The sequence below is a fragment of the Catellatospora sp. TT07R-123 genome (assembly GCF_018327705.1).
GTDB lineage: Bacteria > Actinomycetota > Actinomycetes > Mycobacteriales > Micromonosporaceae > Catellatospora.
The window spans coordinates 2,682,676-2,709,110 of record NZ_BNEM01000001.1 but is presented as its reverse complement, the minus strand read 5'-3'; the positions used below and the strand labels follow the sequence as shown (position 1 = coordinate 2,709,110).

Annotated in this window: 26 protein-coding genes; 15 read left to right on the top strand and 11 right to left on the bottom strand. The window is 73.9% G+C overall.

What is annotated here, in order from left to right:
• Positions 1-26: 26 nt before the first annotated feature.
• The 4 genes from Cs7R123_RS11470 to Cs7R123_RS11455 form a co-directional block, all read right to left on the bottom strand.
• Complete coding sequence (locus tag Cs7R123_RS11470; RefSeq protein WP_244871759.1) at positions 27-221, bottom strand: bacterioferritin-associated ferredoxin; 195 nt, start codon at positions 219-221, stop codon at positions 27-29.
• Between the two features lie 67 nt (positions 222-288).
• Entirely contained in the window at positions 289-1,134 is an 846-nt protein-coding gene (locus Cs7R123_RS11465) for a deoxyribonuclease IV (protein WP_212825896.1), read from the bottom strand.
• Positions 1,134-3,122 carry a Stk1 family PASTA domain-containing Ser/Thr kinase gene (gene pknB / locus Cs7R123_RS11460; protein WP_212825894.1) on the bottom strand — a complete coding sequence of 663 codons (1,989 nt, stop codon included), beginning with the start codon at positions 3,120-3,122 and terminating at the stop codon, positions 1,134-1,136. Before pknB ends, Cs7R123_RS11465 begins: the two co-directional genes overlap by 1 nt.
• A gap of 84 nt (positions 3,123-3,206) precedes the next feature.
• Positions 3,207-3,797 carry a hypothetical protein gene (locus tag Cs7R123_RS11455; RefSeq protein WP_212825892.1) on the bottom strand — a complete coding sequence of 197 codons (591 nt, stop codon included), beginning with the start codon at positions 3,795-3,797 and terminating at the stop codon, positions 3,207-3,209.
• Between the two features lie 96 nt (positions 3,798-3,893).
• Here Cs7R123_RS11455 and Cs7R123_RS11450 point away from each other — a divergent pair, with 96 nt between their 5' ends.
• Genes Cs7R123_RS11450 through Cs7R123_RS11440 form a run of 3 tightly spaced genes read left to right on the top strand, consistent with a single transcriptional unit; the run spans position 3,894 to position 4,895 of the window.
• Positions 3,894-4,268, top strand: a complete 375-nt coding sequence (locus tag Cs7R123_RS11450) for an Rv2175c family DNA-binding protein (protein WP_244871758.1) — start codon at positions 3,894-3,896, stop codon at positions 4,266-4,268.
• Positions 4,269-4,272: 4 nt separating this feature from the next.
• Positions 4,273-4,584 carry a lycopene cyclase domain-containing protein gene (locus Cs7R123_RS11445; protein WP_212825887.1) on the top strand — a complete coding sequence of 104 codons (312 nt, stop codon included), beginning with the start codon at positions 4,273-4,275 and terminating at the stop codon, positions 4,582-4,584.
• A complete protein-coding gene (locus tag Cs7R123_RS11440) occupies positions 4,581-4,895 on the top strand; it encodes a lycopene cyclase domain-containing protein (protein WP_212825885.1) in 315 nt (104 codons plus the stop codon). Before Cs7R123_RS11445 ends, Cs7R123_RS11440 begins: the two co-directional genes overlap by 4 nt.
• Here Cs7R123_RS11440 and mptB read toward each other — a convergent pair.
• Entirely contained in the window at positions 4,834-6,420 is a 1,587-nt protein-coding gene (mptB, locus tag Cs7R123_RS11435; protein ID WP_212825884.1) for a polyprenol phosphomannose-dependent alpha 1,6 mannosyltransferase MptB, read from the bottom strand. The genes Cs7R123_RS11440 and mptB overlap by 62 nt on opposite strands.
• 57 nt (positions 6,421-6,477) lie before the next feature.
• On the opposite strand from mptB, the gene Cs7R123_RS11430 reads away from it, so the two are divergent.
• Positions 6,478-6,912 carry a ribonuclease domain-containing protein gene (locus Cs7R123_RS11430; RefSeq protein WP_244871757.1) on the top strand — a complete coding sequence of 145 codons (435 nt, stop codon included), beginning with the start codon at positions 6,478-6,480 and terminating at the stop codon, positions 6,910-6,912.
• Positions 6,913-7,045: 133 nt separating this feature from the next.
• Here Cs7R123_RS11430 and Cs7R123_RS11425 read toward each other — a convergent pair whose 3' ends face one another.
• The 3 genes from Cs7R123_RS11425 to Cs7R123_RS11415 all read right to left on the bottom strand — a co-directional run bounded on the left by Cs7R123_RS11425 (position 7,046) and on the right by Cs7R123_RS11415 (position 10,626).
• On the bottom strand, positions 7,046-8,116 hold the full coding sequence (locus Cs7R123_RS11425; protein ID WP_212825882.1) for a polyprenyl synthetase family protein: 1,071 nt from the start codon (positions 8,114-8,116) through the stop codon (positions 7,046-7,048).
• Positions 8,117-8,126: 10 nt separating this feature from the next.
• On the bottom strand, positions 8,127-9,353 hold the full coding sequence (locus tag Cs7R123_RS11420) for a helix-turn-helix transcriptional regulator (RefSeq protein WP_212825880.1): 1,227 nt from the start codon (positions 9,351-9,353) through the stop codon (positions 8,127-8,129).
• A 70-nt stretch (positions 9,354-9,423) separates the two neighbouring features.
• Entirely contained in the window at positions 9,424-10,626 is a 1,203-nt protein-coding gene (locus tag Cs7R123_RS11415; protein WP_212825878.1) for a hypothetical protein, read from the bottom strand.
• Positions 10,627-10,853: 227 nt separating this feature from the next.
• Here Cs7R123_RS11415 and Cs7R123_RS11410 point away from each other — a divergent pair, with 227 nt between their 5' ends.
• The 4 genes from Cs7R123_RS11410 to Cs7R123_RS11395 all read left to right on the top strand — a co-directional run bounded on the left by Cs7R123_RS11410 (position 10,854) and on the right by Cs7R123_RS11395 (position 14,145).
• Positions 10,854-11,597 (top strand): GntR family transcriptional regulator, encoded by a 744-nt coding sequence (locus Cs7R123_RS11410; protein ID WP_212825876.1) that lies wholly within the window; start codon positions 10,854-10,856, stop codon positions 11,595-11,597.
• 487 nt (positions 11,598-12,084) lie between these two features.
• A complete protein-coding gene (locus Cs7R123_RS11405; protein ID WP_212825874.1) occupies positions 12,085-12,378 on the top strand; it encodes a hypothetical protein in 294 nt (97 codons plus the stop codon).
• 80 nt (positions 12,379-12,458) lie between these two features.
• Complete coding sequence (gene metF / locus Cs7R123_RS11400; RefSeq protein WP_212825872.1) at positions 12,459-13,379, top strand: methylenetetrahydrofolate reductase [NAD(P)H]; 921 nt, start codon at positions 12,459-12,461, stop codon at positions 13,377-13,379.
• Positions 13,380-13,419: 40 nt separating this feature from the next.
• Positions 13,420-14,145 carry a CDP-alcohol phosphatidyltransferase family protein gene (locus Cs7R123_RS11395; protein WP_212825870.1) on the top strand — a complete coding sequence of 242 codons (726 nt, stop codon included), beginning with the start codon at positions 13,420-13,422 and terminating at the stop codon, positions 14,143-14,145.
• 206 nt (positions 14,146-14,351) lie between these two features.
• On the opposite strand, the gene Cs7R123_RS11390 is transcribed toward Cs7R123_RS11395, so the two are convergent.
• The 3 genes from Cs7R123_RS11390 to Cs7R123_RS11380 are packed head-to-tail and all read right to left on the bottom strand — an operon-like array spanning position 14,352 to position 16,409.
• Positions 14,352-14,915 carry a GNAT family N-acetyltransferase gene (locus Cs7R123_RS11390; RefSeq protein WP_212825868.1) on the bottom strand — a complete coding sequence of 188 codons (564 nt, stop codon included), beginning with the start codon at positions 14,913-14,915 and terminating at the stop codon, positions 14,352-14,354.
• Complete coding sequence (locus Cs7R123_RS11385) at positions 14,912-15,412, bottom strand: YbaK/EbsC family protein (protein ID WP_212825866.1); 501 nt, start codon at positions 15,410-15,412, stop codon at positions 14,912-14,914. Before Cs7R123_RS11385 ends, Cs7R123_RS11390 begins: the two co-directional genes overlap by 4 nt.
• Positions 15,363-16,409, bottom strand: a complete 1,047-nt coding sequence (locus Cs7R123_RS11380) for a DMT family transporter (RefSeq protein ID WP_212825865.1) — start codon at positions 16,407-16,409, stop codon at positions 15,363-15,365. Before Cs7R123_RS11380 ends, Cs7R123_RS11385 begins: the two co-directional genes overlap by 50 nt.
• A gap of 498 nt (positions 16,410-16,907) precedes the next feature.
• Here Cs7R123_RS11380 and Cs7R123_RS11375 point away from each other — a divergent pair, with 498 nt between their 5' ends.
• From Cs7R123_RS11375 to Cs7R123_RS11345, 7 genes are all read left to right on the top strand, one after another.
• Complete coding sequence (locus Cs7R123_RS11375) at positions 16,908-17,315, top strand: SAV_6107 family HEPN domain-containing protein (RefSeq protein ID WP_212825863.1); 408 nt, start codon at positions 16,908-16,910, stop codon at positions 17,313-17,315.
• A 147-nt stretch (positions 17,316-17,462) separates the two neighbouring features.
• Positions 17,463-18,239, top strand: a complete 777-nt coding sequence (locus Cs7R123_RS11370; protein WP_212825861.1) for a hypothetical protein — start codon at positions 17,463-17,465, stop codon at positions 18,237-18,239.
• 5 nt (positions 18,240-18,244) lie between these two features.
• A complete protein-coding gene (locus Cs7R123_RS11365; RefSeq protein WP_212825859.1) occupies positions 18,245-19,771 on the top strand; it encodes a DNA polymerase Y family protein in 1,527 nt (508 codons plus the stop codon).
• 333 nt (positions 19,772-20,104) lie between these two features.
• Positions 20,105-23,464 (top strand): error-prone DNA polymerase, encoded by a 3,360-nt coding sequence (locus Cs7R123_RS11360; RefSeq protein WP_212825857.1) that lies wholly within the window; start codon positions 20,105-20,107, stop codon positions 23,462-23,464.
• Between the two features lie 225 nt (positions 23,465-23,689).
• Positions 23,690-24,853, top strand: coding sequence for a hypothetical protein (locus Cs7R123_RS11355; protein WP_212825855.1), 1,164 nt, complete (start codon positions 23,690-23,692; stop codon positions 24,851-24,853).
• A gap of 63 nt (positions 24,854-24,916) precedes the next feature.
• Positions 24,917-25,609 (top strand): PASTA domain-containing protein, encoded by a 693-nt coding sequence (locus Cs7R123_RS11350; RefSeq protein WP_212825854.1) that lies wholly within the window; start codon positions 24,917-24,919, stop codon positions 25,607-25,609.
• 69 nt (positions 25,610-25,678) lie between these two features.
• Positions 25,679-26,431: a methyltransferase domain-containing protein gene (locus tag Cs7R123_RS11345; RefSeq protein WP_212825852.1), complete on the top strand. Its 753-nt coding sequence runs from the start codon at positions 25,679-25,681 to the stop codon at positions 26,429-26,431.
• Positions 26,432-26,435: the final 4 nt, after the last annotated feature.

Genomic DNA, 26,435 nt, shown 5'->3' with positions numbered 1-26,435 from the left:
GGGGGCAATCTACGCCATATTGTCCGTTACGCCGCACTGACCGCGAGCGTGTCGGCGCCCTCTTCCTCGATCAGGTCGCAGATGCGGTCGAGGCAGGTGCCGCAGCCGGTGCCCGCACCGCAGGCGGTGCCGACGCTCTCCTCGCAGCGGTTGCCGGCGCGGATCACGGAACGGATCTCGCACTCGCGCACCCGCTCACAGATACATACGAACACGGACATACCCTTCGGCCGAGGAGTGGGCCGCTCTGCTCAAGCTAGCCTTGCCTCAGTAAGGGTGCCCTAATGGTTATTCGTCGCGCAAGCCCCTGAGCAGGGAAATGTCAGTGGCATGCAGCTCACCGGGGGTCTCGACGATCACCGGCACGCCCGCCACGGCCGGATGCCGCATCAGCTCGGCGAACGCGGCCGCGCCGATCGTGCCCCTGCCGATGGTCTCGTGCCGGTCGCGCAGCGACCCGCAGGTGTCGCGGGAGTCGTTCGCGTGCACCAGCGCCAGTCGGCCCTCACCGCACACCGCGACCAGCTCGTCCAGCGTCTGCGCCATGCCGCCCGGCTTGGCCAGGTCGTGCCCGGCCGCCCAGGCGTGGCAGGTGTCGAAGCAGACCGCCAGCCGGGGGTGGAAGTCGACCGCCTCGAAGTACGGCCCCAGGTCCTCGACCCGGGCCGCCAGCGACCGGCCGCCGCCCGCGCTGGGCTCGACCAGCAGCCGGGGGCCGTCGTCGGGCAGCGCGTCCAGCAGCGGCAGCAGCACCTCGCGCACCTGCCGGAACGCCTGCGGCGCGTGCTCGCTGTCGACGGCCGACCCGGCATGGAACACCACTCCGGCGGCACCGATGCGCGCCGCGCGCAGCAGGCCGTGCGTCAGCGTCTCGCGGGACTGCTCGACCGTGGCCTCGGTCGGCGAGCCGATGTTGACCAGCAGCGACGCGTGCACGTACGCCGGGATGGCCCGCTGGTGGCAGCCCGCCGCGAACGCCTCGTCCTGCGCCGGGTTGCCGGCCGGGCGGGCCCAGCCCCGTGGATTGCCCACGAAGACCTGGACCGACCCGGCCGAGACCGCGTCGACGTACGGCAGCGCGGCTTTCGCCAGCCCGCCCGCGACAGGCGCGTGCGCGCCGATGCCGTGCGACATCAGATCTTGCACCTGATCCGGACGTGCTGGCCCGGCTGCACCGGGACGCCCGCGTCCGGGGTCTGCCGCTCGACGTGGCCGACCCACTTCTCCATGTCGTTGCCGGCGACCTCGACGTCGAGCTGCATCGCGCGTAGCTGGTTGGCGGCGTCCTGGCAGCCCATGTTCTGCACCGGCGGCATGGGGGTGCCGGTCGGGTTGTTGCTGACCTTGAGGTGGATCACGGTGTTCGCCTCGACGCCCGCACCCGTCGGCGGGTTCTGCTCGACCACCTCGTCGTACGGCTTGTCCGAGGTGACCTGCTCGGTCTCGACCCGCAGGCCCATGCCCTCCAGGATCTCCCTGGCGTCGGTCAGGTTCTTGCCGACGACGTACGGCACGGTCAGCGGGGCACGGCCCTTGCTGACGATGACCTCGATGTCGGCGCCGGACTTGACCTCGGTGCCCGCCTTCGGGTTGGTCTCCAGGACCACGCCCTTCGGGATCAGGTCGTCGAACCGGTCGGCACCCTTCTTGACCTTGAGCTTCAGCGGGTCGGCCTGGAGGTCGACCAGGGCCATGTCGTAGGTCTTGCCCGACACGTCCGGGACCATGTAGCGCTCGGGACCGAGTGACAGCGTCAGCGTCACCACGCCGCCGCGCACCACCCGGTCGCCCACGGGCGGGTCCTGGATGAGCACGACGTCCTTCTCGACGTTCTCGCGGTACTGCCCCGGGGCGTACTTCACCGTCAGGCCCGCCTGGGTCAGCGTCGCCTCCGCCTGCGACCTGGTCATGTTGACCAGCTGCGGGGTCACCTCGTACCGGCCGAAGCCGAGCCACCAGCCGCCGACGAGCACGAGCAGGGCGACCACGACGGCGCCGGCGATCAGCGCCATGCGGCCGCGCGGATCGCGCATGAGCTGCTGGTACGTGGTCCTCATCCGGTCGAGCGGGCTCTCGGGGGCCGCCTGCGCGCGCCGCCGGGTTCGGGGGGCCGGCTGCTGCGGCGAGGGCAGCTTGGCCCACGCCGGACGCTCTGCCGGGGAGACCTGGCTGACCACGACCGTGGCCTGCTCCATGACCGGGCGCAGCCGCTGCGTGGCGGCGCCGGACACGACCGACTCGCGGGCGCTCTGGGCCGCGACGAGCAGCGCTCCGGCGTCGGTGGGCCGGGCCGAGGCCTGGCGGCGCGTCGCCGAGGCGACCAGCTCGTCCAGCGCCGGCGGCAGACCGGGCACGAAGCGCGAGGGCGGCGGCACGTCGCGGTCGACGTGCTGCCAGGCCACGTCGACGGGGCGCTCGCCGTCGTAGGGCACCCGGCCGGTGAGCATCTCGAACAGCACGATCCCGGCGCTGTACACGTCGCTGCGCGGGTCGGCGTGGCCGTCGCGGACGAGCTCCGGCGCGACGTACGCCACGGTGGCCATGAGCTGGCCGGTGCCGGGGTCGTCGGCGGCGCTGGCCTCCACCGCGCGGGCCAGCCCGAAGTCGGCCACCTTCGCGACGGCGTCGATCAGGTTGTGGCTGCCGCCGCTGGGGGCCTCGGCGACGAGCACGTTCTCGGGCTTGACGTCGCGGTGCACCAGGCCTGCCCGGTGCGCGGCGCCCAGCGCCGACAGCACCTGCTCCAGCACCGCCAGCGCCTCGACCGGGCTGAGCCGGCGGCGCTCGGCGAGGATGTCGCGCAGGGTGCGGCCGCGGACGTACTCCATCACGAGGTAGGGCAGGCCGTTGTGGGTCCCCTGGTCGTATACGGCGACCACGTTGGGGTGGGTCAACCGGGCGATGGTCTTGGCCTCGTCGGTGAACCGGTCGAGGCTGAAGGATTGCCCGTTCGCGTCGCGCACCTGTGCCGGGTGAATGATCTTCAGGGCGACTGTGCGTTCCAGTCGCTCATCCACGGCCATGTACACCGTCGCCATGCCACCACGGGCCACGCGACCGCGAATGCGGTAGCGCCCGTCGACGAGTGTGCCGAGCAGCTGATCGGCGACCTGAGTGTTCATCGCAGCGCAGTCTAAGTCAGGGAAGGCCCAACGGCGTACACCCGAGGGCGCGACCGTATCCCGACCGGGCGTTTCGGGTGCTGATCATTCGAGCCTGCCCGGGTCCGGGGCGAGCCGGCCGGGCTCGGTGACCCGCGGGGCGGCGGGGGTGGACTCTGCTGTGTCCGGGCTCACTGACGGCGACGGCGACGGGCTGTCCGACGGCGAGGGCTCCGCCGACGGGCTCGGCGACGGCGTCGGGCTGGGGCTCGGCGAGGCGCCGCCCGGCGGGGTCGGCCGCGGCGACGGGCGGCGGGTGCTGGGCAGGCCGTGCGCCGGCACGAGCTGCGACCCGGCCGACGGGGTCGGGCTGGGCCGCCGCGGCGTCGGGCTCGGCGCCGGTGTCGGCACCGCGCTGCCGGTGGCCGGGACCCGGGGCAGGGCGCTGGGCGGCGCGCCGTCGCCCAGCAGCGCCTCCAGCCCGCCCGCGACCGCGTAGTAGCCGCCGACGCCGGTCGAGACCATCAGCAGCGCGCCGGTGGCCAGCATCACCCGGCGGCGCCCACGCGGCGCCGGGCCGTCGGTGTCCATGCTGATCACGGCGGTCCGTTCGTGGGTCCGGCGGCGGTCGAGGTCGTAGCGCACCGAGCGCCGGGCGCCCTCGATCTCGCGCCGGATGAGCTGCCAGGGATTCATCGGTCGCTCCTTTCCCGCGGATCCGGGGCGGGCGGGGTCGGGTGTTCAGGGGGGATGCGGTGGTGGGCCCGGCCCGCGACGTGGCAAGGTGTGGAGGTGGCCGAGACTTCGCAATCGACAGACACCGGGCAGGCGACCTTCGCACCGGAGGGCTGGCTGCCGCTTCCCGACGTCGCCGAGCGGCTCGGGCTGTCGATCATCAAGGTGCACCAGCTGATCAAGGACGGCATGCTGATCGCCGTACGCCACGAGGGCGTGCGGCAGGTGCCCGCTGAGCTGGTGGCGAACGACACCGTGCTCAAGCACCTCCCCGGCGTCCTGACGTTGCTGCGCGACGCCGGGTACAACGACGAAGAGGCGCTGCGGTGGCTGTACACGCCCGACGACACGCTCCCGGGCACCCCGGCCAAGGCACTGGGCGGCGACCGCGCCCGCGAGGTCAAGCGCCGAGCCCAGGCCATCGCCTTCTGACCGCGTGTACGCCTACCTGGCCGTGCTCGGTGGCTGCCTGCTGTGCGCGCTGTGGCTGGAGCCGGTGCTGAAGGTGGGCGTGCTGCGCCAGCGGCGGCGGCTGGCCGTCACGGTGCTGCCGGTGGCCGCGGTGTTCCTGCTGTGGGATCTCGCCGCGGTCGCCGCCGGCCAGTGGAGCTTCGACCCCACCCAGCTCCTGGGGGTATGGCTGCCCGGCGGCCTGCCCCTGGAGGAGGTGCTGTTCTTCCTGGTCGTGCCGCTGTGCGCGATCCTGGGGTTCGAGGCGGTCCGCACCGTGCTGGCGCGGCGGCGATGAGCTACACCGTGGCCGCCGCGCTCGGTGTCCTGGCCGCGGTTCTGCTCGACCTGGTGCTGCTGCGCACCCGGCTGCTGCTCGGGGTGGCGTTCTGGGCGACGTACCCGATCGTGCTGCTGTTCCAGCTGCTCAGCAACGGGGTGCTGACCGGGCGCGGGGTGGTCCGCTACGACCCGGCCGCGATCACCGGGCTGCGCGTGGCGTACGCGCCGGTCGAGGACCTGCTGTTCGGGTTCGCGCTGGTGCTGGTCACGCTGTCGCTGTGGACCCGCGCCGCAGCCGTACGGCGGCCCACACCACCAGGCCGGTGACGGCGAACGCGCCGACCGTCTTGGTCAGCACCGGCACGCCCAGCCCGTTGGGCAGGGTGAGGCAGGCACAGACGATCGCGGCCACGGCCAGCGCCCGGCGGCGCCCCGGGTCGGCCTCGACCGCGCCGAGCAGGGCCAGCGGCACCAGCGCGTACCAGGGATAGAAGACCGGGCCGAGCAGGGCCGCCGCCGCGGCGAGCCAGCCGCAGGCGGCCAGGACACGGGCCGGTTCACGCCGCCCCCGCCACGCCGAGCGCAGCGCGAGCAGCGCCGCCGCGGCCAGCGCCAGCAGCCCGAGGACCCGCCCGGCCGCGACCGCCCCGTCGAACCAGCCGCCCCGGCCCGCGACCCGCAGCAGGTAGCCCGCGGCCATGCCGACCGCCGTCGGCGGCGAACTCCACTGGGCCAGCTCGCCGGTGCCGCGCAGCGCGGCCACCCAGCCCAGGCCGAGGCCGGTGCCCAGGCTCAGCCCGGCGAACGCGGCCACCGCCGCGCCCAGCGCCGCCCACCAGCGCCGCCCGGCGAGCAGCAGCAGGAACGGCAGCGCCACCAGCGCGGTCACCTTGATCGCGACGGCGCCGGCGAGCAGCACCCCCGCCAGCACCGCCCAGCCGAGCCGAGGACCGGACCCGCCCGGCGCCGTCCCCGCCTCCGGTGCCATCGTGCCGTCCGGTGCCGTCCCCGCCTCCGGTGCCGCCGTCGCGTCCGGTGTCGTCCCCGGCTCCGGTGCCGCCGTCGAGTCCGGGCGGCTGGGTGCCGCGTCGGTCGCGCGGAGCGCCGCCACGGGCAGGGCGGTGGCCAGGGCGGCGACGGCCAGGCCCGCCACCAGGGCGTCGTTGTGGGCGCCGGAGAGGGCGTGCACCGCGACCAGGGGGCTGAGCAGGGCGAGCCAGTAGGCGGCGGCCGGGGCCACGCCGCAGGCGCGGGCCAGCCGGGGCACGCCGGCCGCGACCAGCACCAGCCCGGCCACGGCCAGCAGGCGCAGCCAGGCCACGGCGGCGAGCAGGTTCGCCCAGGTACCGGCGCCGGACAGGGCGACCGCGAGCGGGCCGTACGGCGTCGGCGTGTGCCACCACAGCTGCGGGACGGCGTCGGTCCAGGGGCAGCCGCCGTCGGCGACCCCGAGGGCGTACGGGTCGAGCCCGGTGCGCCACAGCCAGCCCTGGCAGGCGTACGCGTAAACGTCGCGGCTGCCCAGCGGTGGCGCGACCAGCAGCGGCACCGCCCACAGCGCGCCCCGCGCGAGCATCCGCCGCGCGGTGGACCCGGTCCGGTCGGCGGGCTCCGGGCCCGGCTCGGCAGGGCGCGACCACCACCAGGCCAGCGTCCAGCCGGTCAGCCCGGCCAGCCAGCAGGCCAGCCCGAGCAGGAACGGGCCGCCGACCGCGCCGAACCCGCCGGTGCGCAGCCCGGGGCCGGGGTCGCCGCCGGGCAGCGCCCCGGACAGGTACGCCGAGACCGCCAGCAGCACACCCGAGACGCAGCCGAGGGGGAGCGCGGCACGCCGCCTGCCGTGGGGGAACACCGGTCGATGATCGCACGGTTCTTGATCGTCGGCGGCGCAGCCCGCACACTGCCTGGTGTGGACAGGCAGGTATCGCGGCGCACGCTGACCCTGGCCGCCGTGGCGGCGGTCCTGCTGGTGGCGGTCATGGCGGTGGTGGGCTTCTGCGCGCGTACCGCGCTGTCGCCCGAGCCGTCGGCGGTGCCCGGCGGGCCCAGGGCGACCCCGGTGTCGGGGCTGGGCACGGTGCCGCTGCGCGACCTGCCCCCGGAGGCGGCGGCGACGCTGGCGCTGATCGACCGCGGTGGGCCGTACCCGTACCGCAAGGACGGCACGGTCTTCGCCAACCAGGAGAAGCTGCTGCCCGCGCGGCCCAACGGGTACTACCGCGAGTTCACGGTGCCCACGCCGGGCTCACCCGACCGGGGCGCCCGCCGGATCATCGCCGGGCGCGACGGGGACCTGTACTACACCGGCGACCACTACGAGAGCTTCCGCCAGATCCTGCGCTGACCTGGCCTGCGCCGACCCGGCTTGGCCCACCAGGCTTGCGCCCACCGGCTTGCGCCGACCCGTTTTGATCGACGCTGGCCTATCCAGTGGACTGTTTTCCAAGATCCGTGCTTCAGATGGGCCAGTGTCGATGCTAGGTGGCGCGGCGGACCGCCGCGTCGGCCAGCGCGCGCAGCACCTCGGCCGCCTCCGGCTCGACCGGTGCCGCCGCCAGCGCCGCCAGCGCCGTGTCCGTCAGCTGCCGGATGTACGCCTCCGTCTGCGCCAGCGCCCCCGTGTCGGTGATGATCTGCCGCAGCCGGGCCACGCCCGCCTCGTCGAGGTCCGGCCGCCCCAGCCCGGCCGCCAGCGCCGCCCGGTCGTCCGGCCCGGCCCCCTCGAACGCCTTCGCGATCAGGTACGTCCGCTTGCCCTCGCGCAGGTCGTCCCCGGCGGGCTTGCCGGTCGCGGCCGGGTCGCCGAACACCCCGAGCACGTCGTCACGCAGCTGGAACGCCTCGCCCAGCGGCAGCCCGAACGCCGAGTACGCCTCGCTCAGCTCCGCCGGGGCCCCGGCCAGCGCCGCCCCGAACAGCAGCGGGTGCTCGACCGTGTACTTGGCGGACTTGAACCGCGCCACCTTGCTGGCCCGGCTCACCGAGGTGTCGGCGCTGGCCTGGGTCAGCACGTCGAGATACTGGCCGACCATGACCTCGGTGCGCATCAGGTCGTACACGGGGCGGGCGTGCGCGACCACGGCCGGGTCCAGGCCGCTGCCGTGCAGCAGCTCGTCCGACCAGACCAGGCACAGGTCGCCGAGCAGCAACGCCGCCGCGGCGCCGAACCCGCCCGGCTCGCCCTGCCAGCTGCGCTGCCGGTGCAGCGCCTCGAAGCGGCGGTGCACCGACGGCTCGCCCCGGCGCGTGTCGGAGGCGTCCATCAGGTCGTCGTGCATCAGGGCGCTGGCCTGGACCAGCTCCAGCGAGGCGAGCGCCGTGACGACGTCGTCGCGGTCGTCCCCGCCCGCGCCCCGGTAACCCCAGTACGCGAAGGCGGGGCGCAGCCGCTTGCCGCCGCCGAGGATGAACGACTCGACGGCGTCGGCGAGGGGGAGCAGGCCGTCGTCGATGGCGGCCATATGCGTACGGCGTTCGGCAAGGAACACCGCCAGCGCCTTCTCCACCCGCGGGCGCAGGGCGGCGCGATCCACCGGGTGCATGGTCATGAACATGAACTTAGACGAGTCGCCGCAGGCCCCGCGCGCCCGGGAGGTAGGACGTGACGTAGCTGATCAGGTCACTCAGCTCACGCACCGCCCGCACGTCCTGCCTCGGGGCCAGCCGGGCGGCCAGTTCCCGGGTCTGCTCGGCGGCGCGCACCGAGCCCGACCGCACCGAGGCGATGACGCCGCCCGCCCCGACCGCGCACGCCTCCTCCAGCTCCCCGACGCCGAGCAGAGCCCGAGCCAGCCACCCCGAGTAGACCGCGACCGAGCGCGGCTGCCGCGAACCGCGCAGCTCCGGGCGGGACAGCAGCGGCAGCGCGCGCAGCGGCCGGTCCAGCACCACTAGGCAGCGGCCGGTCATCGCGGCCAGTTCCGCCTGGTCCAGCCAGTAGAGCCAGGGCGGTTCCCGCTCCGGGACGAGGCGTTCGCCCAGCCGCTGCGCCACCAGCAGGCAGCCGTGCGCCGCCCGCCGGTCGCCGCACCGCGCCGCCGCGTACGCCGCCCGCTGCGCCAGCAGGGCCCGCAGCCCGGCGCTGCCGTGCGCCCGTGCGCCCGCGGCGGCGACCCGGGCCAGCTGCCAGGCCGATCCCGGCTCCTGCTCGCCCAGCAGGTGGCTGGCGCTGCCCAGCAGATGTGCCCCGAGCTGCCGGTCCCCGGCCTCCATCGCCAGCACCAGCCCCTCCCGGTAGGCCCCCAGCGCGGCCCGGGGCTGCCCGGCGTCGGCCGCGGTCCAGCCCGCCAGTTGCGACAGCTCCACGGCGGGTGCCAGCAGCAGCCGCCGGCCGGTGCCGCGCGCCGGGCGCAGGGCCGCCAGCGCCTGCCGCCGGTGCCGGGCCGCGAGCGGAGCCAGGTCGGCCCCGCCCACCAGGTCGTCCATCCGCCGCAGCGCACCGATGCCGGGATCGGGCGCGGCCGCCTGCGGATCACCACCTGGATCCTGCCGCAGCCAGCTCCCGGCGAGCAGGCACAGATCGGTGACCTCGGCGGTCGAGACCCGGCGCAGGTCCGGCCCGGCCGCCAGCCCCAGGCGGGTGGGGGACAGGCCGAGCACATGGGCCAGCCAGCCCAGCCACTGCACACCGGGCAGGCGCTCGCCGCGTTCCCAGCGGCTCACCTCGTGCCGGGTCACGGTCGGGCTGCCCGCGGCGGCGCACAGCAGTTCGGCTAACCGGGCCTGGCTGTAGCCGCGCAGCCGACGCTGCTGCGCGATCAGCCGACCCAGCGAGGACGGTGACATGGCGGCCTCCCACCCCGTGGTGTTCCTGCAGGCCGACCCCCGGCGCTGACCCCGTGCGCCGCCACCCTTCCTACCGTCCAGGTACGACAACCCCCGGCTGTCTGTCCCGGGCAGCTGCTGCGGCGGCGACCTCGCGTGTGCCGACCTCGCAGTCGAGCAGGGCGGGCCCGAGGGCGCGCTGGGCGCGGACCGGGTCGACGGCGAGCATGGCGCGCAGGACGGCCGCGCGCTCGTACGAGTGCGGCGTCCATCGCCATACCCCGGTCAGCCCTGGCATCGCCTCGGCGGCGGCCGTGCCGAACCGCGCGAAGCCGTCGGCGAGGCGGTCGAAGCCGCACCAGTCGTCCGGCCGGTCCCGCAGCCAGTTCCACGCCTCCAGCAGCCGCGGGAGGTCGGCGGCGGTGCCGTGCCTGGCCAGCACCAGGTTGCCGAACCAGTACCGCTGCGCACCCAGGTCAGGCGTCCAGCCGCGGGCCCGGTCGACCGCGGCCGCGCCCAGCCGCCGCAGTGATCGGGCCAGCAGCGGCAGGTCCAAGCCCGCGTCGATCAGGTCGAGCAGCCGGGGTTCGGGTTTGCCGAGACGTTCCAGCTCACGCAGCGCTGTCAGTTTCCGGTGCCGGGGGACGTCGGGGTCGGCCAGCACCGTGACCAGTTCATCGGAGCTTCGGTCCGGAATCGCCGAGCGGGCGTGCGGACCACGCTGCTCGTGCCGACGCAGAATCCCGGCCAGGCGCGGTTGCCGGGGCGCCCAGCGTGCGAGGGCCAGCGGACAGGAGAAGGCGAACTCGTCCTCATCCTGTTCGGACAGGCGCGCCACGCACACCGCGTCGAGATCGTCCCAATCGTCGGCCGGCCACTGCGACTCGATGCGGGAGAGTACCGACGACCAGCATGTGCCTTCGGCGAGATAGGCACGCAAGACCGCGACGGCGGACTGGTCGCCGCCTCTGCCGAGCGCGGTGAGCACGTCGGCGCCGAGTTGGAAGGTGTTGTCGGGATCCACGTCCGGGTCGACGGGTTCGTATAACTGGTCGGCGATCGGGGTCAGGTCCAGGTCCAGGTCGCGCACCAGGCGGGCCAGATAGTCGGCACGGTCGTCGACCTGCTGGTCCCAGCGGTGGTCGCGGCGGATGCAGGCGTAGACAGCCTCGGGCGCTGCGGGATCCCGCAGCGCCATGAGGGCGCCGATGCCGCGACCGCGCTGCAGGGCGCCGTCGAGGGTGTCGGTGTGGGCGTACCGCCACGAGGGCGGCTGTTCGTCGGTATCGCTCATCGCGGCCCAGGATGGCTGCCAGCCCCGTTCCGCCACCACCAATTTGCCGCGCACGCTTTGTGGGAGTGGCTTGATCCGTTCTTGTGGACGCTGGGTGCTGCTATAGCGACACCAGGCGTCCACGAAAACGGATCTTCGCGCTTCTCCGGCGGCGGTCGGCGGGAACTGCGAGTGGTTTGGTGCCGTAGAGTGCGACTGTTCCGAAGGATGAGGGGTGGTCCGGCGCGATGGCGGGCGAGCAGGCGGCGTACCGGCGGGTGGCCGATCAGCTCCGCCAACGGATTCTGTCCGGAGAATTGCCCGAAGGCGCCCGGCTGCCGTCGCTGCGCGAGATAGCCGCGCAGTACGACGTCGCAGTGGGTATCGCCACCCGTGCCCTGGACGTCCTCCGCGCCGACGGCCTGGTCATGTCCCGTCCGGGCGCGGGCACGTTCGTGCGTCGATTCGAACGGATCATCCGTAGCTCGCCTGGTCGGCTGGCCCAGGCGCGGTGGGGTGCGGGCGCCTCGATCCAGGACCATGACACCGGTCCTCGACCGCGTACGGTCGATGTCGTCGTCGGCGACGTGCCGGCTCCGGAATTCGCGGCGAGTGCGCTGGGCGTAGACATCGGCGACACGGTTCTCTCCCGCTCCCGGCGTTTCGCGGTCGAGGAGCGGGTGGTGCAGCTCGCCGTGTCCTACCTGCCTACGGAGCTGACCCGCGGCACGCGCATCGAGCACACCGACACCGGGCCGGGCGGCACCTACGGCCGTCTCGCCGAGCAGGGTTGTGCGCCCGACCGGTTCACTGAGCGGATCATCGGCCGCAGCCCGACACCAGACGAGGTCGTCGCGCTTGATCTGGCTGCTGATGGCGCCCGTGTACTGGAGGTGACGCGGGCAGCCTACTCGGGGGAGCGTTGCGTCGAGGTCACCCGAATGATTCTCGACGCTGATGCCTACGAGCTGGAGTACTCCTTCCCTGCCTGACAACTGTTCCGAACAGTGTTGATTGTTCGGAACAGTTGTGCTTGACAGATGTCACACCGTCCACAAAGGAGGCCGGGTGACATGGGCGAACCTGTCGGCGAGCTCGAATTCCAGTCGTATGCCGAAGCCCATGCGGCGCGGGCCAGGGGTCTGCTGCGGGTGCATCGGCGTGACGGCTCGGGCTGCTGCCGCAGCTGCGGTAGGCCGCATCCGTGTGAGGTCCGGACGTACGCGGGCCGCCTGATCGTTCAGTTTGAGGACTGGGCGCCGTACCCATAAGTGTTTTTTGTACCTTCTGGGTTGGTGGTGTAAGGACTCAAACGCCGCTGGCCCACATACAGCTGGCCCCTCCCAAGGCGCGCTGGATGCGCTTTGCTGAAGACACCTGCGGCGGTCGACCACTCCCATGGCCCGGACGCAGGTGCCGGGACGGCGTGTCATCTCCCAAGTGCTCGCGCCGTCCCGGTCCCCCCTTCCTGGAGGTCCGATGGAGTTGCCCCCGGTCGACTGGGAGAACCCGCCGCTCGACCCGCCCGACGGGGTCGCCCAGCCGCTGATGTGGCGGCTGGCCGCCCGCCTGCTGCACGACCATGTGACCGCCGCCGGCTCATGGCCGGTGGCCCGGTGCCGGGTGTGCGAGCTGGCCTGGCCGTGCCCGGCCCGGCGCTACGCCGAGCGGGGCCTTCTCGCGGCGTGCCGACATCCGGTGACGGGCCGGGGCGCGGCCGCGTTCACCGACTGGTTCCTGGCTGCTGACGAGCCGCCGCGCGGTGCCCGGTGATCACGATCACCAGGAGGTACGCCCGCCACACGCTGAGATGGCACGGCCGGCCGTACCCGATCGCCGATAGAGTCGGCAGGGTGACACTGCGCGCTCCCTCCACCATGCCGGGGCCCCGCCCGACGGTCCGAGACCTGCTGTCGTCGGGGGAGCCGACGTTCTCGTTCGAGTTCTTCCCGCCGAAGACGCCCGACGGTGAGCGCCTGCTCTGGCAGGCCATCCGTGAGCTGGAGTCGCTACAGCCGTCGTTCGTCTCGATCACGTACGGCGCCGGCGGCAGCACCCGGGACACCACCGTGCAGCTCACCGAGCGGATCGCGACCGAGACGACGCTGCTGCCGCTGGGGCACCTGACCGCGGTCAACCATTCGGTCGCCGAGCTGCGGCACGTGATCGGGCACTACTCCGACGCGGGCGTGCGCAACGTGCTGGCGCTGCGGGGCGACCCGCCGGGCAGCGACCCGCAGGCCCCGTGGACGGCGCACCCCGAGGGGCTGCACTACGCCGAGGAGCTGGTGCGGCTGCTGAAGGAGAGCGGCGACTACTGCGTGGGCGTGGCGGCGTTCCCGGAGAAGCATCCGCGCTCGCCCGACCTCGACTCCGACGTGCGCCATTTCGTGCGCAAGTGCCGGGCGGGGGCCGACTACGCGATCACGCAGTTCTTCTTCAACTGGGAGGACTGGGCGCGCCTGCGCGACGCGGTGCACGCGTCCGGCTGCGAAGTGCCGATCATCCCGGGCGTGATGCCGGTGACCAACGTCAGCCAGATCGAGCGGATGGCGCAGCTGTCCGGGGCGGTGTTCCCGGCCGATCTGGCGCAGCGGCTGCGCGCCGTCGCCGACGATCCGCAGGCGGTGCGGGCGATCGGCGTGGAGTTCGCGACCGAGCTGTGCACGAAGCTTCTCGCCGAGGGCGCACCCGGCCTGCACTTCATCACGTTGAACCGGTCGACTGCCACGCGCGAGGTGTGGCAGCGGCTTCGGGTGGGCGCCACGGTGTAGCCCCGCCCGGGCCGGCCGATCCCGGCCGGGAGTGGGGGGCATGACGACACCGACGACACCGACGACACCGGCGCCGCCGCAGGCCGCAGCGGCGCCGATGAGCTGGGACGGATACGTCGCCGGCTGGTCGAGCACGCACGACGGCTTCGACCCGCGCCACGCCGGTCCCCTGCTGCGGCGGTGGCTGCGGATCGCGTTCACGGCCGGCGGGGTGCTGGCGCGGTTCGGGCTGCGGCCGTCGTACCCGATGCTGGTCGCCGCGGCGTGCGCGCCGCTCGTGCCGCTGCTGGCCGCCCGCGGCGGTGCCTGGCCCGCGCTGGCGGCCCTGGTCCTGCTCGCGGGCGTCGCCGCCGACACGGTCGCGCAGACGCTGGCCGTGCTGCTGCGGCGGTCGACCCGGCTCGGCGGGTTCTACCGGGCGATGCTCGACCGGATGAGCGAGATGTGCTGGCTGGCGGCGCTGGCCGCGCTCGGCGCGCAGCAGACGGTGGTGCTGCTGTGCGGGGCGCTGGTCTGGCTGCACGAGTACGTCCGGGCGCGGGCCGGGGCGGTGGGCCTGCGGGCCGCCGGGTCGGCCACCATCGGCGACCACGCCACCCGGATCTGGCTGGCCCTGCTCTCGCTCATGCTGGCCGCGGTGACCGGCACCCAGATCGGCGCCGACCTGGCCGCAGGTGTGGTCACCATGATGCTGGTCCTCTGGATCACCCTCGCGGTGCTCGGCCTCGGCCAGCTCCTGGGCATCGTCCGCAAGGTCCTCGCGTAGCCGGGCACCGATCCTGCGCACAGCCGATCGGCCAAGTTGCCGGGCAATCGGGCGAATCATGGACCCGTTTACGCCCGATTGCCAGGCAACTTGGCCGTCGCTCGCTCGCTCGCCCACCTGCCCCGTCTTTCATAAACGTTGGCCTATCTCGTCGACTTCGATCTTGTCCGAGTCGATGAGATAGGCCAACGTTTATGTAAAACGGGTCACGGGGTGGGGGTGCTGGGCGGGGTCGGCAGGGGGAGGGTGTTGCCGAGGATGGCGAAGGGGCGGGGGTCGCCGGGGAACAGCAGGTGGCGGCAGACGTCGCTGAAGCCGGTGCGCCGGTAGAGCCGCCACGCGCGTGACGCCCGCTCGTCGGCCTCGGGGGTGGACAGCAGCGTGGTCCGGGCACGGGTCATCGACAGCAGTGCCCGCAGCTGGGCCTCGCCCAGGCCGTGACCCTGCGCGCTGGGCCGTACGTGCAGCTCCACGACCTCGAAGCAGTCGGTCATCCAGTGGGTGCGCTGGGCGTCGGTGAGCACGGAGCTGACCACGTCGTGCCACCACTGGCCGGGTGCGGAGTGGTAGCCGTAGGCGAAGCCGAGCAGGTGGCCCTGGAGGCTGAGCGCGGCGATGGCCCGGAACTGCGGCCGCCGCAGGTGGGCGGAGATGTAGCCGCGCCGCACCGCCAGGGCGTCGGCCTGGTACGACATCGCCTCGCCGAACACCGACAGCACGTCGTCCATGCGCCGGGCGAGGTCGTCCGGCGTCCAGGGCACCAGCCTCATGCGGCCGCGACCTGGGCCGGGGTCGCCGAGGTGACCCGCAGCAGCTCGGCATACGTGACGGGGAAGACCGCGCGGGGCACCCCGCCCGCGGCCCAGATCTGGTCGTAGTCGGCCAGCGCGGTGTCGATCAGCGTGCGCACCGGCTTGGGGTGGCCCAGCGGGGCGACGCCGCCGATGGGCTGGCCGGTGTGCTCGCGGACGAACTCCGGCGTGGCCCGGTGCAGCTTGGACACGCCCAGGTCGGCGGCGACCTTCGCGGTGTCGACGCGGTGGCGGCCGGAGGTGAGCACCAGCAGCGGCTCGCCGTCCACCTCGAAGATCAGCGAGTTGGCGATCTGGCCGACCTCGACCCCGAGCGCCTGCGCGGCCGCGACCGCGGTGTGCACGCCGTCGTCGAGTTCGATCACCCGGCAGCCCGCGCCGGCGGAGTCGCGCGCGTCGGCGGCGTCAAGGGCGTGCTGGACTGCGGTCACGTTCGGGTGCGACATGGGTCTCATTCTGCCCCAGCGCTGATGGGGAGACGTCGATGGTCCGCCGTTCAGGCAGGCTGTCAAGGCGAGCCGCCGGTGCGGGCGGCGCCGCGGGCATCCGGGCGGTCTCGGCGAGCACCACCCCGGCCAGCACCAGCGCCCCGCCCGCGAGCTGGGCCGGGTTCAGCCACTCGCCGAGCACCAGCCACGCGGCGGCGGTGGCGAAGACCGGCTCGACCATGCCGAGGATGCCGACGCTGGTGGCGGGCAGGTGCCGCAGCGCCCCGGCGACCAGCAGGTACGGCACGATCGTGCCGAGCACGAGCAGGTAGGCCGCCAGCAGCCACAGCGGTGTGCCGCCCGCGGTGTGCCCGCCCAGCGCGCTCCAGTCCGGGGCGGCGCCGGTGACCAGGCGGAAGGCCAGCCCGGCCACGGCCGACACGCCGAAGGCCCAGCCGGTGAGCGAGACGGTGTCACGGCTGCTCACGCCCTTCGCGCCGAAGATGTAGTAGCACGCGAGCAGGGCGGCGGCGCCGAGCCCGGCGGCCAGGCCGAGGCCGTCCAGGTGCAGGTCGCCCCATACCTCGGCGACGCAGGCCAGGCCGAGCAGGCACAGCGCCAGCCCGGCCCACAGCCGGGGCCGGACCGGCTGGTGCTGGCCGAAGCGGGCCCACAGCGCCACCAGCAGCGGCGCGGTGTACTCGAACAGCAGCGCGATGCCGACGGGCATGCGGGAGATGGCGACGAAGTAGAGCATCGGCACGCCGAGGAAGCCGGTCAGGCCGTACGCGATGAGCAGCGGCAGCTGCCCGGCGGTGACCCGGAAGCGGCGCCAGCCGGGGCGCAGCGCGGCGCCCAGCGCGACCAGGCCGAGGCAGGCGCCCAGGGCCCGCAGCGTGGTCAGGTCGGGCGCGCTGACGCCGCCGCGCAGGATCAGTTTGGAGACGGTGCCGTTGAGTGCGAACAGGAGTCCCGACACCAGGACCATGAGCATGCCCAGCGCGGGGCGGGGACGGAACGGCACTGGTCGAGGCTACCTGGTGTCACGTGCGAATCTCAATTTGGTCCTTACCGGGCGGGTCAGGGTTTACAACCCGGGGTTATCGAACTAATGTTCTACTCGTTGTTCGGACAGGTGTTCGAGACAATGATGTTGAACTGACAAAGATGTTGAACTGAGATGAGTTCTCCAGGGCGAGCGGTTCGCGACGCGGACCCTGGGACGGTGTTCGCGACACCGTCACCGATCGGCGGAGATTCGCGGCTTCGCTGATCAGCAGGCGGGACGCCGCACGCTGCCCACCGACCCCCGGGCAGCGCGCGGTGCGCCCGACCGGCGTGCCGGTCCGGGCGTGGCGTGGGGAAGCTCCACGCCCGACCGGCACCGCAACTCCACGCTCTTCCTCCGTGGCTGGTGAGACAGCTGTGAACGTGGGCATGTCGTCAGTAGCCGTGCGACGCCGCACGGTGGCGGCACGCCCAGGCGCTGGCCGCTCGCGGCCGACGAGGAGGGAACGCCGAGATGAGAGCAACGACGACGGTGCCGGCGCACACGTTGCCGCACCGCACCCCGATCGAGCTGATGCACCTGGCCCACCGCGGCCTGGCCGAGGCGCGCGACGCGGACGAACACGCCCAGCAGTACGCCGCTGCCCACCTGGCCGCCCTGCGTGCCGCCGCCGCGGTCATCGCCGCCCGGGCCACTCCCGCGCCCGCCCGCCGCAAGCAGATCACCAGCGTCTGGGTCCTGCTGAGCATGGTCGCCCCCGAGCTGACCCCCTGGTCGACGTTCTTCTCCGCCGGTGCCGCCAAGCGGTCCGCGGCCGAGGCGGGCATCGCGCGGGTCACCGCCGAGGAGGCCGAGACGATCGTGCAGCAGGCCGGGCGCTTCATCGAGCTCATCGAGCAGATGCTCGACCTCGCGGCCTGACCGCCCCCGACCCGCATCGGGCCGCGGCCGCGGGAAGGTGCCGCCATCGGCGCCCCCCGAAGCACGGCTTCCCGCAGACCGCGGCCCGGCACCACCACACTTCACCGATCGCGACGACACCGAGCACGACGACAGGGGGCGGACACCATGGCGGGGCTGAGCCTGGCCCGGTCAGTGGAGTTGCGGCACGGATCGGTGCGGCGCGCCAGCGACCTCACCGACGCCGACGCCGGCCTCAGCACCGACCGTACGCTGCCGGTGCTGCCCGAACTGCGGGCGCTGCTGCCCGGCGGCCTGCGCCGGGGCAGCACGGTCGCGGTCGCCCCCAGCCCCGACCCCGGCTGCGGCGGGGCTACCTCGCTGCTGCTGTCGCTGCTGGCGGCGGCCTCGGCGGCCGGCTCCTGGTGCGCCGTGGTGGGCCTGCCCACCCTGGGGATGGCCGCCGCCGCCGAGCTGGGCATCGTGCTGGAACGGTTCGCGCTGGTGCCGCACCCGGGACCGCAGTGGGCCACCGTCGCCGGTGCGCTGCTCGACGGGTTCGACGTGGTCGTGGTCGCCCCGACCGGCTCGGTCGCCCCGACCGTGCGCGGCCAGCTCGCCGCGCGGGCCCGCCAGCGCGGCGCCGTGCTGGTGCCGTTCTGCGCCCCCGGCCGCGCCTGGGACGGCGCCGACCTCACCCTCAACCTGGTCGACGGTGCCTGGCAGGGCCTGGGGCCGGGCCGGGGCCGCCTGCGCGGCCGGGAACTGAGCGTCAGCGCGTCCGGCCGCGGCGCCGCCGCCCGCCCCCGCCGGGCCACGGTGTGGCTGCCCGCCACCGCGGGCCTGGCCGCGACGCTGTACGGCAAGGTCAGCGCCGAGGTGTCCCCGCCCCCGGCCGCCCCCCGGCACCCCGAGACGCCGACCCGCCGACTGCACCTGGTGTGAGCGGGATGCGCGACGCCCTGCGCACCATGCTCGTCTGGTGCCCCGACTGGCCCGTCATCGCCGCCGACCTCGTCGACGGGGTCCCCGCCGACCGCCCGGTGGCGGTGCTGCACGCCAACCGGGTGGTGGCCTCCTCCGCCACGGCCCGTGCCGAGGGCGTACGCCGGGGGCTGCGCAAACGGGAGGCGCAGGCCCGCTGCCCGCAGCTGATCGCCGTCGACCACGACCCGGTGCGCGACGTGCGCGCGTTCGAGCCGGTGCTGGCCGCGGTCGAGCAGGTGGCCGCCTCGGTGGCGGTGCTGCGGGCCGGGGTGTGCGCGTTCGCCGCCCGCGGCCCGGCCCGGTACCACGGGGGCGAGGAGGCCGCCGCCGAGCGGATCGTCGAGCAGGTGGCGCAGGAGTGCCGGGTCGAGGCCCAGATCGGCGTCGCCGACGGCACGTTCGCCGCGCTGCTGGCCGCGCGGACGGGCCGCATCGTCCCACCGGGGCAGACCCCGCAGTTCCTGGCCGCGCTGCCCGTGGCCACGCTGGAACGCCCGCAGCTGGTCGGGCTGCTGCGCCGGCTCGGCATCACCACCCTCGGCGCGTACGCCGCCCTGCCGCCGGGCGACGTGCTGGCCCGGTTCGGGCTGGACGCGGCCCTGGCCCAGCGGCTGGCCGCCGGGCGCGACGACCGGCCGCTGGCGGTCCGCCAGGCCCCGCCCGACCTGGAGGTCGACGAGCGCTTCGACGAACCCGTGGACCGGGTCGACACTGCCGCGTTCGCGGCCCGCGCCCTGGCCGAGCGGCTGCACGAGCGGCTGGCCGGATACGGGATGGCGTGCACACGGCTGGCGATCGGCGCGGTCACCGCCGACGGCCGCGAGCTGCACCGGGTATGGCGCCACGACGGCATCCTGACCGCGGGCGGCATCGCCGACCGTACCCGCTGGCAGCTCGAAGGCTGGATCACCCAGCGGCGCCTGAACCAGGGCATCGTCGCGCTGCGGCTGATCCCCGACGGGCTGGTGCACCAGGTCGGGTTGCAGGCCGGGTTGTGGGGCGACCCCGGCGCCGAGCGCGACCGGGCCCACCGCGCCCTGCACCGGGTGCAGGGCATCCTCGGCCCGGAGGCGGTGGTCACCGCGGTGCTCGGCGGCGGCCGCGACCCCCGTGAGCAGGCGACCCTGGTGCCGTGGGGCGACGAGCGGATCGCCGCCCGCGCTGCCGGGCCGTGGCCGGGGCGGCTGCCGCCGCCGTCGCCCGCGGTGGTGCTGGACCAGCCGCAGCCGGCCCGGCTGCTGGACGCGTCCGGGCAGGTGGTGGGGGTCAGCGCGCGGCTGGAGCTGACCGCCGACCCGGCCCGGCTGATGCTGGACCGGGGCCCGGCCGAGGTGGTCGGCTGGGCCGGGCCGTGGCCGGTGGACGAGCAGTGGTGGGACTCGCGCCGGTCGGTGCGCGCGGTACGCCTCCAGGTCCTGCTCGCCGACGGCCGCGCCCTGCTGCTCACCCTCGCCGCCGCCGAATGGACCATCACCCTCCACTTCGACTGACCACCCCACCCACCCCACCCGCGCCGCCCGCCCCGCCCGCCTCGGGCGAGCGGCCTCCGGCGATGCTGCAGTTTCGGGGAAACTGCACGAATCACGGCCGGGATTCCCGCACTTTCCCCGAAACTGCACGCACCCACCACGGCGCCCGGCGCTACGCGCCTCGCTTTTCATCGACGCTGGCCTATTACGTCGACTGGGGCGAGATCGAACTCGACGTGATAGGCCAACGTCGATGAAAAGCGGGAGGGGCCCGGGGTGCGCACCCGACGCGGGTGCCGGACTCCCCGAACCCCGCGCATTCATGATCGACTCAGTAGTACACTTGTTCGAATCATGGGATGGAGCAGTAACGACAAGTTGTCGTGGGCCGAGCTGGAGCGGCGGATGCGGGGCGGCAAGGTCGTCGACCCGCTCGCCGACGGCGGCGACGCGCCCGCGTTCTCGCGCAAGCGGGAACCGTACCGGCCGGTGCCGGTGGCGCGCCCGCGCGCGGGGGTGCCGTACGCGGAGCTGCACTGCCACACGAACTTCAGCTTCCTCGACGGCGCCAGCCATCCCGAGGAGCTGGTCGCCGAGGCGGTGCGCCTGGGGCTGGGCGCCCTGGCGATCACCGACCACGACGGCCTGTACGGCGTGGTCCGCTTCGCCGAGGCGGCCCGCGAGCACGACCTGCCGACGGTGTTCGGCGCCGAGCTGAACCTGGCCGGGCTGCCCCGGGGCGGCGTGCCCGACCCGGTCGGGGAACACCTGCTGGTGCTGGCCCGGGGCCCGCAGGGCTACGCCAACCTGGCCAGGGCCATCGCCAAGGCGCACCTGAAGGGCGGCGAGAAGGGCCGCCCGAGCTACGACCTGAACGAGATCGCCCACCACCTGGACGGGCAGGGCGTGGTGCTGACCGGGTGCCGGAAGGGGCTGGTGCCCCGGGCGTTGCAGGCCGGGCTGCTGGCCCCGCCGGGCAGCGGGGGCGACGGGGGTATGAGCGCCGCCGCGAAGAAGCTGGCTGAGCTGGTGGGCCTGTTCGGCCAGGAGAACGTGGTGGTGGAGCTGACCGATCACGGTGATCCGCTGGACGGCGACCGCAACGACGCGCTGGCGCAGCTCGCGGCCGCCGCCGGGCTGCCGGTGCTGGCGACCAACAACGTGCACTACCACGCGCCGGGGCGGCGGCGGCTGGCCACGGTGACCGCGGCGGTGCGAGCCCGCAGCAGCCTGGACCAGCTCGACGGCTGGCTGCCGGCGGGGGCCGCCGCGCACCTGCGTTCGGGCGCGGAGATGGCGGCACGGTTCGCGGCGTACCCGGGGGCGGTGGCGTACGCGGCGCGGCTGGGCGAGGAGCTGGCCTTCGACCTGCGGCTGGTGGCGCCGAAGCTGCCGCCGTTCACCTACCCGCCGGGCGTCGAGGTCGACGAGGCGGCGTTCCTGCGGGAGCGGGCGTACGAGGGGGCGGCGCGGCGGTACGGGCCGAGGCAGGCCTACCCGGAGGCGTACGAGCGGATCGACCGCGAGCTGGCGATGATCGAGCAGCTGGAGTTCCCGGGCTACTTCCTGGTGGTGTGGGACATCGTCGACTTCTGCCGCCGGGAGAAGATCTACTGCCAGGGGCGGGGGTCGGCGGCGAACTCGGCCGTCTGCTACGCGCTGCGGATCACCAACGTGGACCCGCTGGGCCCCGACGGGGGGCTGATGTTCGAGCGGTTCCTGGCCCCGGAGCGCGACGGGCCGCCCGACATCGACGTCGACATCGAGTCCGACCGGCGCGAAGAGGTCATCCAGTACGTGTACACCCGCTACGGGCGGGAGCACACCGCGCAGGTGGCCAACGTGATCTCGTACCGGCCGCGCTCGGCCGTGCGCGACGTGGCCCGCGCCTTCGGGTTCTCGCCGGGCCAGCAGGACGCCTGGAGCAAGCAGATCGACCGCTGGAACGGCATCTCCGCCGCGGATGTGGAAGGCATCCCGCAGCATGTGCTCGACTACGCCGGGCAGCTGCTCCAGGCGCCGCGCCACCTGGGCATCCACTCCGGCGGCATGGTGATCTGCGACCGCCCGGTGATCGAGGTGTGCCCGGTGGAGTGGGCCCGCATGCCCGGCCGCACCGTGCTCCAGTGGGACAAGGACGACTGCGCCGCGATCGACCTGGTCAAGTTCGACCTGCTGGGCCTGGGCATGCTGTCGGCGCTGCACTACGCCCACGACTTCCTCGGCGACGAGCTGGACCTCGGCGACCTCAAACCGGACGACCCCGAGGTGTACGAGATGCTCTGCCGCGCCGACACCGTCGGGGTGTTCCAGGTGGAGAGCCGCGCGCAGATGTCCACGCTGCCCCGGCTGCGCCCGGAGCGCTTCTACGACCTGGTGGTGGAGGTGGCGCTGATCCGGCCGGGCCCGATCCAGGGCGGCTCGGTGCACCCGTTCATCCGGCGCAAGAACGGCCTGGAAGAGGTGGACATCCCGCATCCGCGCATGCGCAACTCGCTGGCCCGGACGCTGGGGGTGCCGCTGTTCCAGGAGCAGATGATGCAGCTGGCCGTGGACGTCGCCGACTTCACCCCGACCGAGGCCGACCAGCTGCGCCGGGCGATGGGCTCCAAGCGCTCGATGGAGCGGATGGACCGGCTCAAGGACCGGCTGTTCGACGGTATGGCCCGCAACGGCATCACCGGCGAGCTGGCCGACGACATCTTCAACAAGCTCGCCGCGTTCGCCAACTACGGCTTCCCGGAGAGCCACGCGATGAGCTTCGCCTACCTGGTGTACGCCAGCGCCTGGCTCAAGCGCTACCACCCGGCGGCGTTCTGCGCGGCGCTGCTCGGGGCGCAGCCGATGGGCTTCTACTCGCCGCAGTCGCTGGTCGACGACGCGCGGCGGCACGGGGTGCGGGTGCTGCGGCCCGACGTCAACGCCAGCGGGGTCAGGGCGGCGCTGGAGGGCGATCCGGGCACGCGGTGGGGCAGCGCCCCGGGCGAGCCGCCCTCGAAGTGGGGGCTGGGCGGTCCGGCGGTGCGGCTGGGCCTGGACACGGTGCGCACGCTGGGGCAGGAGGCGGCCGAGCGGATCGTGGCGGGGCGCGGCGACCGGCCGTACACGGACATGACCGATCTGGCCCGGCGCACCGGTCTGGCCGCCGCCCAGCTGGAGGCCCTAGCCACCGCGGACGCCTTCGCCTGCTTCGGCCTGGACCGGCGCGCGGCGCTGTGGGCCGCCGGGGCCGCCGCCACCGACACCCCCGACCGGCTGCCCGGCACCGCCGTGGGCGTGCACGCGCCGATGCTGCCCGGCATGGACGAGGTGGAACGGCTGGTCGCCGACGTGTGGGCGACCGGGCTGTCCCCGGACGACCACCCCATCCGCCTGGTACGGCCGCAGCTGTCCGCCGACGGCGTGCTGCCCGTGGCGCAGCTGTCCGGCGTCGAACCCGGCGCCCGGGTGACCGTCGGCGGCCTGGTCACCCACCGGCAGCGCCCGGCCACGGCGGGCGGGGTCACCTTCCTCAACCTGGAGGACGAGACCGGGATGCTCAACGTGGTGTGCTCGCCGGGGCTGTGGCTGCGCTACCGCCGGGTGGCCCGGACCAGCGCCGCGCTGGTGGTACGGGGCCGGCTGGAGTCGGCCTCGGGGGTGCGCAACCTCGTCGCCGACCGGCTGGAGCCGCTGGCCATCGCCACCCCGGGATCGTCACGCGACTTCAGGTAGTCCGCTGATTACTGCTAGTCCATATCAGACGTGAGAAAGTCTTGTGTGGACCGCATGGTGCCGATACCGTCTGTCCGTCCCACACCCTCAAGACGATCGGACACCGGCATGAGGAGATCGCTGCTTGCCGCATCTACCTGCGGACTAATGCTGGCCGTCCTTTTGGGTGATACGGCCCAGGCAGCAGCGATCGCAGCCCCGGCATGCAGCGTCGACTCCCGGCCGGTGACCCTGGACGGCTCGCTGGTCGCCGACGAGCTCCCCCGATACGAGGCGTGGCTGACCGACGCGAACGCGATCGAGTTCAACCACCGGATCCAGGCCGACCGGGACGCGGCGCTGAACCTGACCCCGGCGACGAGCCTGACCGAGCAGCTGTCGTCCGGGCTCATCGGCACGGTCCTGGACCACACGACGCAGACCGTGGTCACGGTGCTGGCCCCGGAGTTCCGCGACGTGCCCGGCCTGCGCAAGCGGCTGTCCGCCACCGCCGGAGGCGTCCGGGCCGTCGGGGTCAAGACCCGGACCATGGTGGGCTGCCACAGCGCCGCCGACCTGCTCCGGGCCGAGAAGGTGCTGGACGGGCGGGCCTGGCACGCCGACGCGGCCAAGGCGACGTTCAGCTACGGCCTCGACGCGCGCGACTCGCGCTTCCACGTCGGTTTCGACCCCCGCTACCCCGAGGCCGCCGAGGCGCTGCGTCAGGCGCTGGGCGACCTGGTCGTCGTGGACGTCGACCAGGTCGGCCGCGAGGGCCGCCTCGACGACGGCGAGCCCCACTTCGGCGGCTCGGGGATCCGGGCGGGCGTCGGCACCACGGCGAACAACACCTGCACCGCGGGCTTCACCGTGCGGCGCAACAGCGACGGTGCCAAGGGTGTCGTCACCGCCGGGCACTGCTTCACCAACGGCCAGTCCGTCTACTCCGGCCCGCAGTACGTCGGAGTGGCCAGCGGCGAGTACGGCTACCCGGACTTCGACATGATCGCGGTGCTGTCGTCGACGGAGACGTTCGACAACGTCATCCACTCCGACCCGTGCTGCCCGGTCCAGCGCAACATCATCGGCAGGTACAACCCCAGGATCGGCGACCTGTTCTGCCAGAGCGGCATGAAGACCCGGGCCACGTGCAACATCGAGGTGCTGGACCTGCTGGACAAGCTGTGCGACGCCGACGGCTGCACGACGGGCCTGATGTCGGGCTGGCGCAACAACGAGGTGCTGTCGCAGGGCGGCGACTCCGGTGCCCCCGTCTACCTGCGTTCGGGCTCCACCAACGCGTACGCGATCGGCATGCACCTCGGCAGCCGCAACGCCAACACCGTCGTGCTGTCCCACCGGATCGCGACCACCGAGGGTCACCTCGGTGTGACCCTGCTGACCGCCTGACCCCCGGCGGCAACCGGCGGCGCGCCCACCACGTCTGACCCCGCAACCATCGAGGGAGTCAACATGCACAGATGGACACTGACGCTGGCCGCGTCGGCGCTGGCGCTGCTGGCCGGGTGCGCGCAGCGGCCGTCGGCCGCGGACCCCGTCGCGCCCACGCCGAGCGCCAGCACCCGGACGACCGTGGTGCCGCAGCTGACCTCGACCAACGTGACCGTGGTGGAGAAGGACGTCATCGACGGCGAGCTGATACCGATCCTGAGGTATGAGCCGGGCGTGACCACCGGCGGCGTCATCAGCACGGTGCCGGCACCGGGCACGCGGGTGCCCGAGGGCACGGTCGTCACCATCGTGGTGGCCGGCTCGCCCGAGCCGAAACTGCCCTCCGTCGTCGACGCCGACCGGGAGACCTACGTCGGCATCGCCAAGGACCGCGACGGTTCCTGGGTGGTGGCGGTCTCCTCCTCGGCCGATCTGAACAAGACCCTGCAGCAGCTCAAGTCCGTGGCCGGGAACACGCCGTACCGGGTGCAGACCTGCGAGCGCAGCTGGGTCGAGCTCATGCGGGTGCAGATGGAGCTGGGGCGGCGCGACTTCGTCCCCGGCGCGGACAAGATGGGCTTCAGCACCAGCATCGACCCGATCGCCTGCGCGGTCGTGCTGACCGCGCCGCTCAGCGACGGGGAGATCGCCGAGCTGACCGCCCGCTACCGTGGGGCGCTCGTGGTCCAGAAGGGCACCGCGCAACGCGACTGACCCGAACGGCATACGCGGTGCGGTCGTGGCCCGACCCGGACGGTGCCCGGTTCGGCTAGGCTCGCCAGCGTGGAGCGGACGAGTGTGGCCCAGCCCCGGATCGCGGGGCCCCGGACGGCCGTGATCTGGTCGGTGCTGCGAGCCGAGCTGGCAGCACAGGACGGGCGGCGGCTCACCGTGGTCGACGTCGGCGGCGGCACCGGCGGGTTCGCGGTGCCGCTGGCCGAGGCCGGGCACAGCGTCACCGTCGTCGACCCGAGCCCTGACGCGCTGGCCTCGCTGCTGCGCCGGGCCGCCGACGCCGGGGTCGCCGACCGCGTGCACGCGATGCAGGGCGACGCCGACTCCCTCGGCGACCTCGTCCCGCCCGGCGGCGCCGACCTGGTGCTGTGCCACGCGGTGCTGGAGGTCGTCGACGATCCGGCCGAGGTCGTGCAGGCGCTGCACGACACGCTGCGGCCGGGCGGCGCGGCCAGCGTGCTGGTCGCCAACCGGGCCGCGGCGGTGCTGTCGCGGGCCATGGCCGGGCAGTGGCGCGCCGCCGCCGACCTGCTGGCCGACCCGGACGCCCGGCTGACCGCGCGCGACACGCTGCGGCGCCGCTTCGACCTCGACGGCGCCCAGCGGCTGCTGGCCGGGGCGGGCCTGGGCGTGGAGTCCGTACACGGGGTGCGCGTCGTGGCCGACGCCGTGCCCGGGGTCGTGGCCGACGCCGACCCCGAGGCGCTGACGGCGTTCGAGCTGGCCGTGTCGGCCCTGCCGCCATACCGGGATGTGGCGACCCAGGTGCACCTGCTCGCGCGGCGCCGCGCCGCGCACTGACGCA